The following is a 13,308-nucleotide window of genomic DNA, read 5'->3' on the forward strand; positions in this document are numbered from 1 at the left end:
AACCTCATAATCTCTGTTGGACGTCTGCTGCAATTTTTTCCGGAGACGTTCCGTAGCTGTAAGTACGGACAAATACACCTTCTGGCGAAATCAAATATACTGCGGAAGTGTGACCCATGGTGTAGCCATCCGGAGCAGTTTCCTGTGGCAGCTTCTCGAAAAAAGCCTTGAAAGATTTAGCCGTCGCCGTGACTTCAGTCTCGGTCCCGGTTAACCCCACGATGGACGGATGAAAAGCAGAGACGTATTCTGCCATTGTTTCTACCCGGTCTCGTTCAGGATCAATTGAAATAAACAACGGTTGGGTCTTTTGGGCGTCCGGGCCAAGCAGGTCCATCAATTGTGCAAGTTCACCAAGTGTCGTCGGACAGATATCCGGGCAGTTGGTAAACCCGAAAAAAACCAGAAGCCATTTGCCACGATAAGTTTGCTCCGTGACGGCATTTCCCTGGTGATCGGTTAGCGAAAATTCCGGACGAAGTGTGTCCGTGTTTTGCGATAACTCACTCACAAAACGTTGATTGCTACCCTGCGATGTGTACAGCCAGAGAAAGGCTGCCGATGCAACGACGACAGCTCCCCAAAGGGTAAGGCGTACAGTTTTCAATTTTTTTCCACCTCTGCCTTGACCAAATCATTCAGTTGTTGAGCACCGAACTCTGTCAGCGGCTTCCCGTTCACGAAGAATGTTGGCGTCTTGTTCACGCCGACTGCGCTGACATCCATCGCATCCATGTTCATCGTTCCCACAATATCGGGCATTTTCGCATCCGATTTTGCTTTTGGGATATCAAGACCTGTGCCATCCAGAACTGTCCACGCGCTATCCGCAGGTCTTCCATGGGGCGCCCATCGAGGTTGAGTTTCCATGAGGCGTTCAAGAACCGGTTCAAATTTACCCTGCAACCGAGCGGCTTCAAGAATACGAACGACTTCCTCCGATGTTGGGTGAAACGCCGCATATCGAAGTATCAGGCGCACCTTGTCAGGATACGTCGACATGATTTCCTTGACGACGGGATAAAATGCCCGGCACGCTTCGCAGGCAGGGTCAAAAAATTCGACAATGGTAACTGGCGCGTCATCAGGGCCCAGCATAGGAGCGTGCGGTCGCACAAGTGGCGCGCTGTTTGCGTCCGAAGGTAAAGGGGGCGACAGGTTGTCACTGACAGGTTGATAAAACATCGCGCCGACGGCAAAAGCACCAAGAGCGACGACGGCAGTACCTGCTACAAAGGTTCGGCGGTTCATGTCGAGGCCTTTCTGAATGGAATGGTGAGCAAAAGAATAATTGCGGCAAAGGCAGCGACCGAAAGAAACGGTAACGGCAAAGCTCCGAACAAGGTCTGCTCATTTCCGGTACAGGACGGTCCTCCTCGTGAACAGGGTTGCACCGTCTCAGGTATAATTCCCAAAAACAAAAGACTGTGCCACAGAGCTACAAGGCCTCCAATCACTGCTATCGGCAATGCATAACGGCGAACTGCGTTGTCAGACAGGTAGGCAGCAATACCTAGTATAATGGTGAGGGGAAACATTGCGATGCGCTGGTACCAGCACAGAACACACGGTGTCCGTCCCATGATCTCGCCAAGGAATAGCGCGACAAGAGTAGATACAAGCGCGACTAACCAAGCCATATAGAGAGCGTTTTTTTGTGTTTGCACGGTAGGCATCTGATCATTTGTCCTAGTCGGCAGAATCAGTTTCAACGGAATATCGGCTTTCGCGAACTGCCTGCGTAATAATCTGCAACGCTGACCAAAGGAAAATCCTGGTCGTTACGCCAGCGACGACCAAGTCCGGCCATGCGGTGCCTGTAACAAAGACGCCGCTGGCTGCTAACAAAACGGCAACATTTCCAATAGCGTCGCGGAAACCTTCTGACGCACCCTAGAATTTTGGTTCGTTATCATCGCAGCTGGCAGATATGATTGTCTCAAAACTCTTTGATACATTCCCAATTCTCACGAAAGGTACTATCTCTAGTAGCTATAGGTTCAAGGAGAAAATAAGAATGATGAACTTGCTCACAATCGGCCGCGCGGCTGAAGCCGTCGGTTGCAAGGTGCAAACAATTCGGTATTACGAGCAGATTGGCCTTTTGCCATCTCCATCCCGATCCGGAGGCAATCAACGACTGTATGACGAAGAAGCAATCAGACGGCTTAGTTTCATTCGTCATGCGCGAGAGCTTGGCTTCCCATTGCAAACCATTCGGGATTTGATAAGCCTTGCTGACAATCCCGAATACTCGTGCGAGGCAGCGGATGCGATAGCAAAAAAACAGTTGGAGGATGTTGATCGGCGTCTAAAACGACTTCAGGCGCTTCGACGCGAGCTTGAGCGTATGGTGGAGCAATGCAAAGGAGGGCGGATTGCAAATTGCCGAGTGATAGAGACGCTTGGCGATCATACTCTGTGCGAAGCCAAGAATCATGACATACCTAAAGTTTGACCATGACAATTCCTTGCAAAATCACTCTTTGCGATGTCGCTATTGATTGATACAGGCTGTAAGAAGTTCTGCAGCTATTCCCTTATTGATTGGTGTGATATGACATTCGTTTTCATTAGCGAGGTTAGGTGTCAGTAATAGGAGCGTTTTCCGGTCTAATCGTCAGTGGCACATAATGTGATTTCACGGCGATGATTTCGATCTGGCGGTTATTAATCTGATCTCGTTCGCAGATAAAGTGGCTTTGGCACACGTGATAAAATCACTTAATCTGAACCAGAAATGCGCGATGAGTGCGAGTTTGGCCGCCGATAAGTGCAATCCTCTACACCTATGGTTTCTATCTTCGTGCGATGTTCTATAACAAGAAACTGTTCGAAGAAGCCGGTGTGACCGAAATCCCCGAAACCCTCGAAGATTTCCGCGCTGCGGCCCAAAAGGTATCGGATCTTCCGGGCAAATACGGTTATTGCATGCGCGGCGGGCCGGGTGGCCTGAATGGCTGGGTGATGTTTGGCGCGGCCATGGCCGGTTCGAACGACTTCTTTACCGAAGACGGTCAAAGCACCTTCAATTCCGATGGCTGGAAAAATGGTCTGGAATATCTGGTCGATATCTACAAGGACGGCCTGGCACCGAAAGACAGCCTGAACTGGGGCTTTAACGAAATTGTGGCCGGTTTCTATTCGGGCACCTGTGCGATGCTTGATCAGGACCCCGACGCCCTGATCGCCATTTCAAGCCGCATGAAAGAAGAAGATTTTGGCGTGACCACCATGCCCAAAGGCCCGTCGGGCAAGGCATTCCCGACCATCGGTTATGCCGGCTGGTCGATGTTCTCAAACAGTGAACATAAAGACGAAGCCTGGAAACTGATTGCCCATCTTGAATCCAAGGACAGCAACCTGACCTGGAACAAGCGCATCGGTGCCCTTCCGATCCATAACGGTGCCGAAAGCGATCCGTTCTTTGCCAGCCCGCAATTTGCCGGATGGTTCGCCGAACTGTCCGACCCGGACGTTCATCCGACCGTCATGCCGACCCATCTTGAAGAATTTGCCTTCTTCAAGGACAGCCTGGTCATCCGCACCAGTCAGGAAGCCATGCTGGGCCGGATCACCCCGGAAGAACTGGCCAATCAGTGGGCAGAATATCTGACCCCGGCACAGAAAAACTGGATGCAGGCAAATCAGTGACCACTGTAACCCAAACCGGAAAACTCCCCGTCGAAAGACGGGGGGGCTTCTCACGGAAGATTTCCGGGATCATCGAACCGTATCTTTATGTCTCGCCGGCCCTTGTCCTGATCATCGCGGTGATGTTGATGCCGCTGATCCTTGGACTGAGCTACGCGTTCCGCGACATCCGCATCCTTAATCCGTTCAGCGGCGGTTTTGTCGGCACGGCCCATTTCGAAGCCCTGATTTCCGATCAGGCATTCCTGGGCGCGCTTGCCAATACCGCATGGTGGACATTCGGATCCCTGCTGTTTCAGTTCAGCCTTGGCCTTATTCTGGCACTTTTGCTGAACCGGCAGTTTCTGGGCCGTCGGCTGGTGCAGGCACTGGTGTTCCTGCCATGGGCGGTGCCGACCTTTTTGTCGGGTCTGAACTGGGCATGGATGTTCAACCCGGTGGTCGGCCCGCTGCCGCACTGGATGACGTCGCTTGGCCTGATGGCCGAACCGTTCAATATCCTGTCTGATCCCGACCTTGCGATGTGGGGGCCGATCATTGCCAATATCTGGTTTGGCATTCCGTTCTTTGCCATCACCATGCTGGCCGCCCTGCAATCGATCCCCAAGGAACTCTATGAGGCAGCGTCCATTGACGGCGCAACCACCCGACAGCAATTCATCAGCATCACCCTGCCCTTCCTTGCGCCCACCATTGCCATCACGCTGATGTTGCGCACCATCTGGATTGCCAATTTCGCCGATCTGATTGTCGTCATGACCAATGGCGGCCCGGCAGATTCCACCCAGATCGTTGCCTCCTACATCTTTACCCAGGCCTTCCGCCGGCTTGATTTCGGCTATGCCTCGGCGATTGCTGCGGTGCTTCTGGTTCTGTTGCTGGCCTATGCGCTCAGTGTGATCGCGCTGCGCCGTGCCATGACCCATGCCGATAGTTAGGAACCCCGCCCCATGACCCTGACCGGACAAACTTCAACGCGCAAATGGCTCTATTGGGGCAGTCATTATCTGATGATTGCCGCCTTTGTGATCTTTGCGCTGTTTCCGCTTTACTGGTTGCTCAAGGTTTCGGTGACGCCCAACGACATCCTTTATACCGAAGGGGTCCGGATGTGGCCGTCGCGCACAACCTGGGAGAACTACACATTCGTTCTGACCCAAAGCAACTTTCCGCACTATTTCCTGAATTCCGTGATTGTCGCGGGCACGACCGCCATTGTCACAACTCTGGTGGCCGCCCTTACGGGATATGCGTTTTCGCGCTTTGCCTTTCGCGGCAAGGTGATCATCGTCGCATTGATGCTGATTACGCAGATGTTCCCGCTGGTGATGCTGATTGCGCCGATCTTCAAAATTCTGGCCCCGCTTGGCCTGACCGACAGCCTGACCGGGCTGATCATTGTCTATACGGCGTTCAATGTGCCATTTGCGACCTTTTTGATGCAGTCCTTCTTTGACGGCATCCCCAAGGATCTTGAAGAAGCCGCGATGATTGATGGCAATACCCGGTTTGAAGCATTCCGGGCCATTATCCTGCCGCTCACACTTCCGGGTGTTGCCGCAACGCTTGGCTTTGTCTTTACCGCCGCCTGGAGCGAACTTCTGTTTGCGCTGATGCTGGTCAGCAGTGAGTCCGCATCGACCTTCCCGGTCGGGCTTCTGTCATTCGTTTCGAAATTCAGTGTCGATTTCGGCCAGATGATGGCTGCCGGTGTGCTGGCACTTATTCCCGCCTGTCTGTTCTTCCTGCTGATCCAGCGTTATCTGGTGCAGGGGCTTACGGCTGGCGCGGTCAAAGGATAAGAGGACGTTTCATATGGCTTCCATTCAAATTGCAAATGCACGCAAAAGCTATGGCGCGGTTGATGTTTTGCACGGCATTGATCTTGAAATCTCGGACGGGGAATTCATTGTCCTTGTCGGTCCGTCGGGCTGTGGCAAATCGACGTTGCTGCGCATGATTGCCGGGCTTGAAGACATCACATCGGGCGATATTTCGATTGCCGGAACCGTGGTCAATGAATTGCAACCCAAGGACCGCGACATCGCCATGGTGTTTCAGTCCTATGCCCTTTATCCGCACATGTCGGTGGCCGAAAATATGAGCTACGCCCTGACCTTACGCAAAACCCCCAGGGAAAAAATCGCCGATGCGATTTCAGGCGTTGCAGAAATTCTTGGCCTGACCGCCCTTCTGGAACGCCGGCCCAAGGCACTTTCGGGTGGGCAGCGTCAACGTGTTGCCATGGGGCGTGCGATTGTGCGCAAACCCCAGGCGTTCCTATTTGATGAACCACTCTCAAACCTTGATGCCCGGTTGCGTGAACAGATGCGTACTGAAATTCGCAAACTGCATCGCCGCCTTGGTGCCACATCGGTCTATGTCACGCACGATCAGATCGAAGCCATGACAATGGCCGACCGGATTGTCGCCATGCATGACGGCATCATTCAGCAGGTCGGAAGCCCGGTCGAAATCTATGACCGGCCGGCCAACATCTTTGTTGCCAGCTTCATCGGCTCACCAGCCATGAACTTCCTGGAAGGAAGCTATGAACAGGTCGGGGAAAACAGTGCGGGCATCCGCCTGACTGACGGTGCGCTGGTACCGGTTTTGCCCGCGCGCGATGCCCAACACAATCAGCCGGTGACACTGGGTGCGCGCCCGGAACATATCACCATCGTCTCTGACGGGGAAAACGGCCTTCCGGCCAAGGTTGAGCTGATCGAACCGATGGGGCTATCGACCCTGGTCCATGTGACGCTGGCAGGCAAACCGATCAAGATTTTCACCATGGATCGCCCGGACTATGCGGTTGACAGTTTCATCCATATCGCCTTTGACATGACAAAGGTCCATGTCTTTGACAGCGCATCGGAAAAACGTCTTCCCCCGGCAAGCGAACCGCATGGTGATCATCGTGACTGAAAGATAAATTGAAATATAAACAGGGCGGGGAGCCGACAACTCCCCGCCCTTGATCATTCACAGGCGGCATAAACACCGCACACTCGTTTATCCCTAACCGTGATTGACCAATCTTGCAAAGGCCCAGCGCCATGCCGGATCAGGCGCAATGCCAAAGATGTCCTGTAAAGTTTGCGGGATGTCACCGACACTAAGGGTATGTTGCTCTTCCTCGCCGGTGACAAGCCGGATGGTCAGGCGATTGTTCAGAAGTGTGAACCGCGCAAACGGTGCGGATCGCGCCACCATCAGAGTTTTGCAAAACCCGCTGTCAGGATGGTCGGATGCGTACCAGTTCATGACCTCGTAATCGATGTCGGCCACCGGTGCGATATCGATCTCATGCACTGCCTTCCACACACCATCACGTTCAAGTTCGACAAAATAGCTGTGCTCACCCTTGGTCACGCGATAGGTGTCATGCGGGGCGACCTGTGGCATGGCAGTATCAAGCAGCAAGGGCGCGGTCGGCACACATCCGCCAAGACCAACATCGGCCAGCCATGCCTCGCCATCGATGGTCACCCGGTTGGCCATGTGGCAGCGCGGACGTGGCAGATCATTTTCGCCATATCCCCACAACACCCGTCCGGCTAGACCTTCGACCGCAAAGCCAAGGCTGCGCAGCACCCGGCGGAACAGGGAATTTTGTTCGAAACAATATCCGCCCCGCCCGTCATGGATCAGTTTCTGATCCACATCTTCGGGTGCGATGCTGATGGGTTTGTCATTGAAGACATCAATCGCTTCGAACGGGATATTGGCCGGATGCAGGGCATGCAGGGTTTGCAAGACTTCAAGGGTCGCTTCGCGCGGGCCGTCATAACCGATCCGGGCGAAATAGGCATCAAGATCGACTTCCTGAACCGGTATGCGGACCGGCTTTGCCCCACTGACATTGACCCAGCTTTGCAAAAAATTGTGATCATTGGCGGGTGTGACGTCACGGCGTATTGGCTGGGGACTGTTCATCAATCGGCTCCATATTCCTGATGATATTTTCATCTCATGGAACAGGACGATAGAACCTCAACCAATGTTAAGGTCAAAAGGAAAAAATTGTCTTTTTGCTTTTTGGCTTCGAAATCGAACAATCTTCGACAATATGACGATATTCGGGACCACATCACAACAATGACCGACCATAGCCGCCCCACACAAGCAACAATCAATCAATTAGACGCATGATCCACAGCTTTTGCACGACAGCGCCCCTCATCCTGTGATAATCAGTAGCTAAATCGATTTTAGACGGTCGCCGGGACCAACCCGCCACGGAAAAATGTCCGGGCAGACCGATGGAAACGTCGCCATATCAAACAAAGACGGATAGCCATATCCGTTCCTGACCCAGGAAAGTTGCCATGCGTACTGTTTATGTGAACGGCGAATTTTTGCCGGAAACCGAAGCCAAGATTTCGATCTTTGACCGATCCTTCCTGTTTGCCGATGGCGTGTATGAAGTGACCTCGGTGCTTGATGGCAAACTGATTGACTTCATGGGTCATATGAAGCGTCTTGAACGCTCGCTTTCCGAACTCAAATTTGCCTTCAAGCCTGATATCGATCAGCTGCTTGAAGCCCACCGCGAGCTGGTAAAGCGCAACGACATCACCGAAGGCCTGATTTATCTTCAGGTCTCGCGGGGGTCGGCTGGTGATCGTGATTTCGCAATCAACCCGGAAACCACGCCGACCATCGTTATGTTCACCCAAAGCAAGTCGCTGATCAAATCAGCCCTGGCCGAACGTGGACAGAAAATCGTCACCTTCCCTGATATCCGCTGGCGCCGGTCCGACATCAAGACCGTGCAGCTGCTTTATGCGTCGCTTCTCAAAACCGAAGCTGCATCCAAGGGTGCCGATGATGCATGGATGGTTCTCGATGGCTTTGTGACCGAAGGATCGTCAAACAATGCCTATATCGTGACCCAGGACGGCACGATTGTAACCCGCGAACTTTCGACCGACATTCTGCATGGCATCACCCGCGCATCGGTCCTGAAATGTGCCGAGGAATTGCAGCTCAAGATCGAAGAACGCCACTTCACGATTGAAGAAGCCCAGAATGCAAAAGAAGCATTCTCGACCTCGGCCTCGGCCTTTGTCTGCCCGGTGGTTGAAATCGACGATAAGAAAATCGGCGATGGCGTTCCCGGTCCGATCGCCAAGCGCCTGCGCGAGATTTACATCGAAGCCAACCGCGCCACCGCACTCTGATCGGCTCTTACATCTGCGTCCCAACGCAAACGCCGCCTGTAACCGGGCGGCGTTTTTCTTTGTGGCCTAACCTGTCCTTTTCCCCTAACACTCGAAGGCAGATGGCAAAACGCCCCAACAAACATGCCATCAAAAGGGAAAGCGCCACCAACCATGAATGCTCAACAGCCCCAACATAACATGACCGGCATCATCCTGATGTGTGCCGGTGTCGCCCTGCTTTGTGTCAATGACGCCTTGGCCAAGGGATTGATGGATCATTATTCGCCGATCCAGATCATCTTCATGCGCAATTCGATTGCGCTTCCCGTTGCCACCCTGCTTGCCATCAGGATGGTCGGGCTTGGCGGGCTTCGGTCCAACCGGGTTGGCGTGCATTTCATGCGCACCATCATCTGGATCACCGCCACCATCATGTTCTTTACCAGCATCCATCTGATGGGCCTGGCCGAGGCAACAGCACTGGCCTTTGTCGCCCCGCTTTTCATCACGGCCATTTCATCGGTGCTGATTGCACGGGTTGGCTGGCGGCGCTGGCTGGCCGTCATGGTCGGGTTCATCGGGGTCCTGGTGATTGTCCGCCCGGGTGCGGCAACGTTTGAACCGGTGTCGCTTCTACCCGTCGCGACGGCCTTTACCTATGCGCTTTTGATGCTGAGCGCCCGGTTGCTTGATGCCCGCGAAAGCATGTGGACGCTTTTGTTTTATCTAAGCTTCACCAGCACGATCTTAAGCGGTGCGGCCGTCTGGTATTTCTGGACCCCGATCCGGGTCGAGGATATCGGGCTTTTCATCGCCATTGCCTTTGTCGGCACCGGCGGCATGACCATGATCACCCAGGCCTTCCGGGTTGCCGACGCCCCGACTGTTGCGCCCTTTGACTATACCGCCCTTGTCTGGGCAACCGGGCTTGGCTGGTTCTTCTGGGGCGAAACACCCGATCTTCTGACCTTTGTCGGGGCGGCAATCATCACCGCCAGCGGCATCTTCATCATCTTCCGCGAAAAGCGCGTTGCCGAAAGCTGATCCGACGACAAACGTGTAGTATCCGCATTATTGCTCGTCATGGTAGAATTTGTTATCTACAGTTTATCACCTATTCGTCTTCAAGTGATCGAGCTCCTCACAATGCAATATCTTCAGAGCCTAGTCAGCCAACTAAAGCCAACAATAGCTGGCCAGTTTGGAAAAGTGGCACTGTTTGTTTTTCTTGGAATCCCCGTTACATATGCGCAGTCGCAGGACCCTGTTGAACCATATTCGAACAGCGAAGAACTATTCCCAGACTATCAGGAGCCATTGTTTATCAGCGATCAAGTTGATCGAATTCTCAAGACCCATGCAGGAAACATCCTGTATCCAGATGATGTTCCTAACATAGATCTTTCTGATATTTCATCGAACTTCACTCGTGTTTACTTCTCCACACTGAGCGGGCGAACAGAAGTAAGGTTCAGCCATATAGAAGATGGCTATCATTACTTCACTTCCCGGAATGAGGTCCTCCCAAACCGAACAAACGAGTTTCGCATCAAGGGACGGATTTATGAGGTAAAAGTGGAGGATCGTGGCTTTATAAATGTCCGCGATGAGTGCTTTTTCGAGTTAGGGAACTGTGACCTCAGGGCCAATCCGAACCAAAAATATGGCATTTTCGACCGCAAGTTTCTTAATGGCGTTTGGGTCATTCAGCGAAAAATCATCGGACACCGGGGTGCTACTTACCAGAATCTCATTTTTGATAAGAACGGCATGACGCTTTATGCCTCAAAAGCATACGGTTCAGGGAAAGAAGGCTATGACTATGATATACTTGAAGAAACAGAGAAATAGCATGCTCCCCACGAAATTAATGAAAATTGCCTTCATAGTTTGTATTGGAACTGCCCTCCAAGGATGCATGCAATACCAGCTCAAAAAGGGTCCGCAAAACGCTGCTGCACACGACATGAAACTTACGCAAACACTTGCTATATCAAAGGAAACGTTGCTTTCCCCAAAAGACAGCTCAAGCATCGCGGTTACCGAAGACAGCATCCCCAAACGATACCGTCTGGTAAGAAACGACGGAAAATCTTGGAACTACGATTATCTGTACAAGCTCGGAGATTATTACTACTACAAAGTCACCGCGATACCCGGCTCTGGTAAAACTCACCGCATGCGCACCAACGGGACTATTGTGTCCTATTCCAACACTTCCTATCCATTCCATTTGGCGCCCAGACCTGAAGATCGATGCAAATTTGTACTTGGTAACTGCAAGTATCAAGAAGACAACGGCAGTATCTCCGAGATATTCAACAGCTATGATGACGGTGTTTGGACCACTTCTCGCGATTTAAAATCACTTGGTGTCGGCACTCGGATTACACGCTCTGTGTACAACAAAAGTGGCTTCGAACTTTTCTCGTCCACCGCTTACTCTAGAGATCCTGGATCGTACACTTTTTACTATATCGAACAGCTGCCATTGAACTAATCTGTCGGCTTTACGCCATAGCTGATCATCGCACCAGCCCGCATGGTGGCTTCGTCCATATCGGGATTAAAGCGATAGCTGGGTGCAAGGATTTCCTTGGCCTTGATGACGCGCACATCGATCAGCGATCCAACCCGAAACGCATCGCCTGCCATGCCTTGCAAAATGGCGTGGCAATGGTCATAGCCCTCATCACGCGGGCGCATCAGGACGGCCTCGCCATAAAGCTGCCAGCCCTTTTGCGAAAACACATCGACGAAACTGACGCAGACACGCGGATCACGTGCAACATTCTGCACCGATTGCGGGGATGCGATATTGGCAATGATGACCCGGTCTTCGCCATAACAGGCAAAGATTTCCTTCGGGCTGACCGACGGTCCGTCTTCGGAGCTGGTCGCCAACCAGCACAGGACCGAGCGGTTGGCATAATCACGGATTTCATCACTGAGCATCGGGCATTACTCGCACGTCTTTATGGCCGGATTGCCACCACACTTTGACAGCTCAATTGCGCACTGACCATAAAAACAAACCCGCCTTTCATCGGAAAAGCGGGTCAAACACATCCATATGCACAGGGACTAGTACTTGGCCTTGAACGGCGGCTCTTTACCACGCTCCGCCGCAGCGGCCGCAATATTGCGCAGAAGTGCGCGCTTGCTTTCGGTGCGGTATTCCCCGGAATTGCGCGCAACATAATCCTGCCCGGAATAGCCAAGTTCGGCTTTCTTCCGCTCAATGGATTGTCCAAGCTCTTTAAGAGTTGTTCTGCGCATTCTTCAGCGTGTGTGGCAAGCGTTACAACAATAGAAGCAACCGTCGACATTTGCATAACCCTTGGCTCTTGCCGCAGCTATAGCTTCTCTGCAATTCGTGTAGCTACCAAGATTAGCGCGATTTGGTACGTCCGGCAAATGTCCACACGTGTTCTCGTGAACTTCATGTTCTCCGGTAGGCTGTGCATTTCGGTTCACAAGATAGTACGGCATTTCTTCCTCCCGGTGAGTAACGGAAGGGAAATTAGAAATAAATAATGTAAATATTAACAGAGGAAACACTCATACCTACCCTCGATTGGTAAACCGAAAGTAGCGTATTACCAGCAAAAATCCCCAATCGCATAGGTGATGTGACGGCCCGTCGCGGCCAGAAGGGCATCAAGCTTTTCCCGTTCCGGCAAGGTGCCGCGCGGCGCGTCCAGTTCGGCGGCGTGAATGCCGCCGGTAACAAGGGCGACATCAAGTCCGGCATTGTTTGAGCCGGCGATGTCGGTCGAGATGCTGTCGCCAACCACCAGAAGCTTGGCATCCGGGCCCTTATCAAACATCTGCAGGCAGAAGTCATAGGCACTGGCAAACGGCTTGCCTTCCCAGCGGACATCACCGCCCAGTTCTTCGTAGCGTCCGGCAATGGCACCGGCGCAAATGATACGCTCCCCACCCCGGATCACTTCGCGGTCCGGGTTCGGGCACAGAACCGGAAGGTCGCGCGCCTTAAGCGCATGCAAAAGGTCTTCATATTTCGAAACCGGATCATGGTCCTCGTTCGGGCCGGTGATCAGGACCCAGTCGGCATCCTCGACCGTTTTGACGATTTCGACATCCTGATGCTCAAACATCGACATATCGCGCACCGGACCGACCATAAGCACCTTCCGGCCCAGTTTCGCATACCAGGGATCGGTGCGATCCACCAGCTGGCGATAGGCGATCTCGCCCGATGCCACCGCCGGACCATAAAGATCACGCGCAATGCCCATATCTTCCATCCGGCCCGTGACGACCGATGAACGACGCGGCGCATTGGACAAAAGCGCCACTGGAATGCCGGCATCCTTGAGCGCCTTCATCGCCGGGATCGAGCTTGGATAGGGATCGACACCGTCATGCACCACCCCCCAAAGATCAAGGATCACGGCATCATATTTGCCGATCACTTCCGAAAGGCCATTGATCATTTCATAGGGGGCGGCTTTGCTCATTC

Annotated in this window: 16 protein-coding genes; 9 read left to right on the plus strand and 7 right to left on the minus strand. The window is 52.8% G+C overall.

The annotated features are described in order from the left end of the window. Positions 1–4: 4 nt before the first annotated feature. The 3 genes from SIB88_RS16545 to SIB88_RS16555 are packed head-to-tail and all read right to left on the minus strand — an operon-like array spanning position 5 to position 1,676. Complete coding sequence (locus SIB88_RS16545) at positions 5–607, minus strand: SCO family protein (protein ID WP_062956589.1); 603 nt, start codon at positions 605–607, stop codon at positions 5–7. Next, complete coding sequence (locus SIB88_RS16550) at positions 604–1,251, minus strand: DsbA family protein (RefSeq protein ID WP_412558562.1); 648 nt, start codon at positions 1,249–1,251, stop codon at positions 604–606. The genes SIB88_RS16545 and SIB88_RS16550 overlap by 4 nt, the downstream gene beginning before the upstream one ends. Beyond that, positions 1,248–1,676 carry a disulfide bond formation protein B gene (locus tag SIB88_RS16555; protein ID WP_062956591.1) on the minus strand — a complete coding sequence of 143 codons (429 nt, stop codon included), beginning with the start codon at positions 1,674–1,676 and terminating at the stop codon, positions 1,248–1,250. The genes SIB88_RS16550 and SIB88_RS16555 overlap by 4 nt, the downstream gene beginning before the upstream one ends. A gap of 350 nt (positions 1,677–2,026) precedes the next feature. Between SIB88_RS16555 and SIB88_RS16560 the strand changes: the two genes are divergently transcribed. The 5 genes from SIB88_RS16560 (at position 2,027) to SIB88_RS16580 (ending at position 6,582) form a co-directional block, all read left to right on the plus strand. Beyond that, positions 2,027–2,458 carry a MerR family transcriptional regulator gene (locus SIB88_RS16560; RefSeq protein WP_062957282.1) on the plus strand — a complete coding sequence of 144 codons (432 nt, stop codon included), beginning with the start codon at positions 2,027–2,029 and terminating at the stop codon, positions 2,456–2,458. 293 nt (positions 2,459–2,751) lie between these two features. Further along, entirely contained in the window at positions 2,752–3,654 is a 903-nt protein-coding gene (locus SIB88_RS16565; protein ID WP_412558563.1) for an ABC transporter substrate-binding protein, read from the plus strand. Continuing rightward, positions 3,651–4,592 carry a carbohydrate ABC transporter permease gene (locus tag SIB88_RS16570; RefSeq protein WP_068517908.1) on the plus strand — a complete coding sequence of 314 codons (942 nt, stop codon included), beginning with the start codon at positions 3,651–3,653 and terminating at the stop codon, positions 4,590–4,592. The genes SIB88_RS16565 and SIB88_RS16570 overlap by 4 nt, the downstream gene beginning before the upstream one ends. A 12-nt stretch (positions 4,593–4,604) precedes the next feature. Continuing rightward, the gene (locus SIB88_RS16575) at positions 4,605–5,456 is read left to right on the plus strand and encodes a carbohydrate ABC transporter permease (RefSeq protein ID WP_101247420.1); all 852 of its coding nucleotides are present in this window, start codon (positions 4,605–4,607) and stop codon (positions 5,454–5,456) included. A gap of 13 nt (positions 5,457–5,469) precedes the next feature. After that, positions 5,470–6,582, plus strand: coding sequence for an ABC transporter ATP-binding protein (locus tag SIB88_RS16580; protein WP_068517906.1), 1,113 nt, complete (start codon positions 5,470–5,472; stop codon positions 6,580–6,582). A gap of 93 nt (positions 6,583–6,675) precedes the next feature. Here SIB88_RS16580 and SIB88_RS16585 read toward each other — a convergent pair whose 3' ends face one another. After that, complete coding sequence (locus SIB88_RS16585; protein WP_412558564.1) at positions 6,676–7,593, minus strand: arylamine N-acetyltransferase family protein; 918 nt, start codon at positions 7,591–7,593, stop codon at positions 6,676–6,678. A 392-nt stretch (positions 7,594–7,985) separates the two neighbouring features. On the opposite strand from SIB88_RS16585, the gene SIB88_RS16590 reads away from it, so the two are divergent. The 4 genes from SIB88_RS16590 to SIB88_RS16605 all read left to right on the plus strand — a co-directional run bounded on the left by SIB88_RS16590 (position 7,986) and on the right by SIB88_RS16605 (position 11,322). Continuing rightward, complete coding sequence (locus tag SIB88_RS16590) at positions 7,986–8,840, plus strand: D-amino-acid transaminase (RefSeq protein ID WP_114113490.1); 855 nt, start codon at positions 7,986–7,988, stop codon at positions 8,838–8,840. A 153-nt stretch (positions 8,841–8,993) separates the two neighbouring features. Beyond that, on the plus strand, positions 8,994–9,866 hold the full coding sequence (locus SIB88_RS16595; RefSeq protein WP_412558565.1) for a DMT family transporter: 873 nt from the start codon (positions 8,994–8,996) through the stop codon (positions 9,864–9,866). Positions 9,867–9,905: 39 nt separating this feature from the next. Continuing rightward, positions 9,906–10,673, plus strand: coding sequence for a hypothetical protein (locus SIB88_RS16600; protein WP_412565921.1), 768 nt, complete (start codon positions 9,906–9,908; stop codon positions 10,671–10,673). A 1-nt stretch (position 10,674) separates the two neighbouring features. Further along, positions 10,675–11,322 (plus strand): hypothetical protein, encoded by a 648-nt coding sequence (locus tag SIB88_RS16605; RefSeq protein WP_412558567.1) that lies wholly within the window; start codon positions 10,675–10,677, stop codon positions 11,320–11,322. Here SIB88_RS16605 and SIB88_RS16610 read toward each other — a convergent pair. The 3 genes from SIB88_RS16610 to SIB88_RS16620 all read right to left on the minus strand — a co-directional run bounded on the left by SIB88_RS16610 (position 11,319) and on the right by SIB88_RS16620 (position 13,306). Continuing rightward, positions 11,319–11,777, minus strand: a complete 459-nt coding sequence (locus SIB88_RS16610; RefSeq protein WP_412558568.1) for a pyridoxamine 5'-phosphate oxidase family protein — start codon at positions 11,775–11,777, stop codon at positions 11,319–11,321. The two genes, SIB88_RS16605 and SIB88_RS16610, sit on opposite strands and share 4 nt — an antisense overlap. 129 nt (positions 11,778–11,906) lie before the next feature. Then, the gene (locus tag SIB88_RS16615; RefSeq protein ID WP_412558569.1) at positions 11,907–12,101 is read right to left on the minus strand and encodes a hypothetical protein; all 195 of its coding nucleotides are present in this window, start codon (positions 12,099–12,101) and stop codon (positions 11,907–11,909) included. A 320-nt stretch (positions 12,102–12,421) separates the two neighbouring features. Continuing rightward, positions 12,422–13,306, minus strand: coding sequence for a TIGR01459 family HAD-type hydrolase (locus SIB88_RS16620; RefSeq protein ID WP_412558570.1), 885 nt, complete (start codon positions 13,304–13,306; stop codon positions 12,422–12,424). Positions 13,307–13,308: the final 2 nt, after the last annotated feature.

The sequence above is a fragment of the Thalassospira sp. MIT121401 genome, from assembly GCF_047125595.1.
Lineage (GTDB): Bacteria > Pseudomonadota > Alphaproteobacteria > Rhodospirillales > Thalassospiraceae > Thalassospira > Thalassospira povalilytica.

What these genes read in the sequence shown, in the direction of transcription:
- SIB88_RS16605 (WP_412558567.1), top strand. Translation starts at nt 10,675, where the DNA reads ATGCTCCCCACGAAATTAATGAAAATTGCCTTCATAGTTTGTATTGGA.
- SIB88_RS16580 (WP_068517906.1), top strand. Translation starts at nt 5,470, where the DNA reads ATGGCTTCCATTCAAATTGCAAATGCACGCAAAAGCTATGGCGCGGTT.
- SIB88_RS16590 (WP_114113490.1), top strand. Translation starts at nt 7,986, where the DNA reads ATGCGTACTGTTTATGTGAACGGCGAATTTTTGCCGGAAACCGAAGCC.
- SIB88_RS16610 (WP_412558568.1), bottom strand. Translation starts at nt 11,777, where the DNA reads ATGCTCAGTGATGAAATCCGTGATTATGCCAACCGCTCGGTCCTGTGC.
- SIB88_RS16615 (WP_412558569.1), bottom strand. Translation starts at nt 12,101, where the DNA reads ATGCGCAGAACAACTCTTAAAGAGCTTGGACAATCCATTGAGCGGAAG.
- SIB88_RS16595 (WP_412558565.1), top strand. Translation starts at nt 8,994, where the DNA reads ATGAATGCTCAACAGCCCCAACATAACATGACCGGCATCATCCTGATG.
- SIB88_RS16575 (WP_101247420.1), top strand. Translation starts at nt 4,605, where the DNA reads ATGACCCTGACCGGACAAACTTCAACGCGCAAATGGCTCTATTGGGGC.
- SIB88_RS16555 (WP_062956591.1), bottom strand. Translation starts at nt 1,676, where the DNA reads ATGCCTACCGTGCAAACACAAAAAAACGCTCTCTATATGGCTTGGTTA.
- SIB88_RS16585 (WP_412558564.1), bottom strand. Translation starts at nt 7,593, where the DNA reads ATGAACAGTCCCCAGCCAATACGCCGTGACGTCACACCCGCCAATGAT.
- SIB88_RS16620 (WP_412558570.1), bottom strand. Translation starts at nt 13,306, where the DNA reads ATGAGCAAAGCCGCCCCCTATGAAATGATCAATGGCCTTTCGGAAGTG.
- SIB88_RS16600 (WP_412565921.1), top strand. Translation starts at nt 9,906, where the DNA reads ATGGTAGAATTTGTTATCTACAGTTTATCACCTATTCGTCTTCAAGTG.
- SIB88_RS16550 (WP_412558562.1), bottom strand. Translation starts at nt 1,251, where the DNA reads ATGAACCGCCGAACCTTTGTAGCAGGTACTGCCGTCGTCGCTCTTGGT.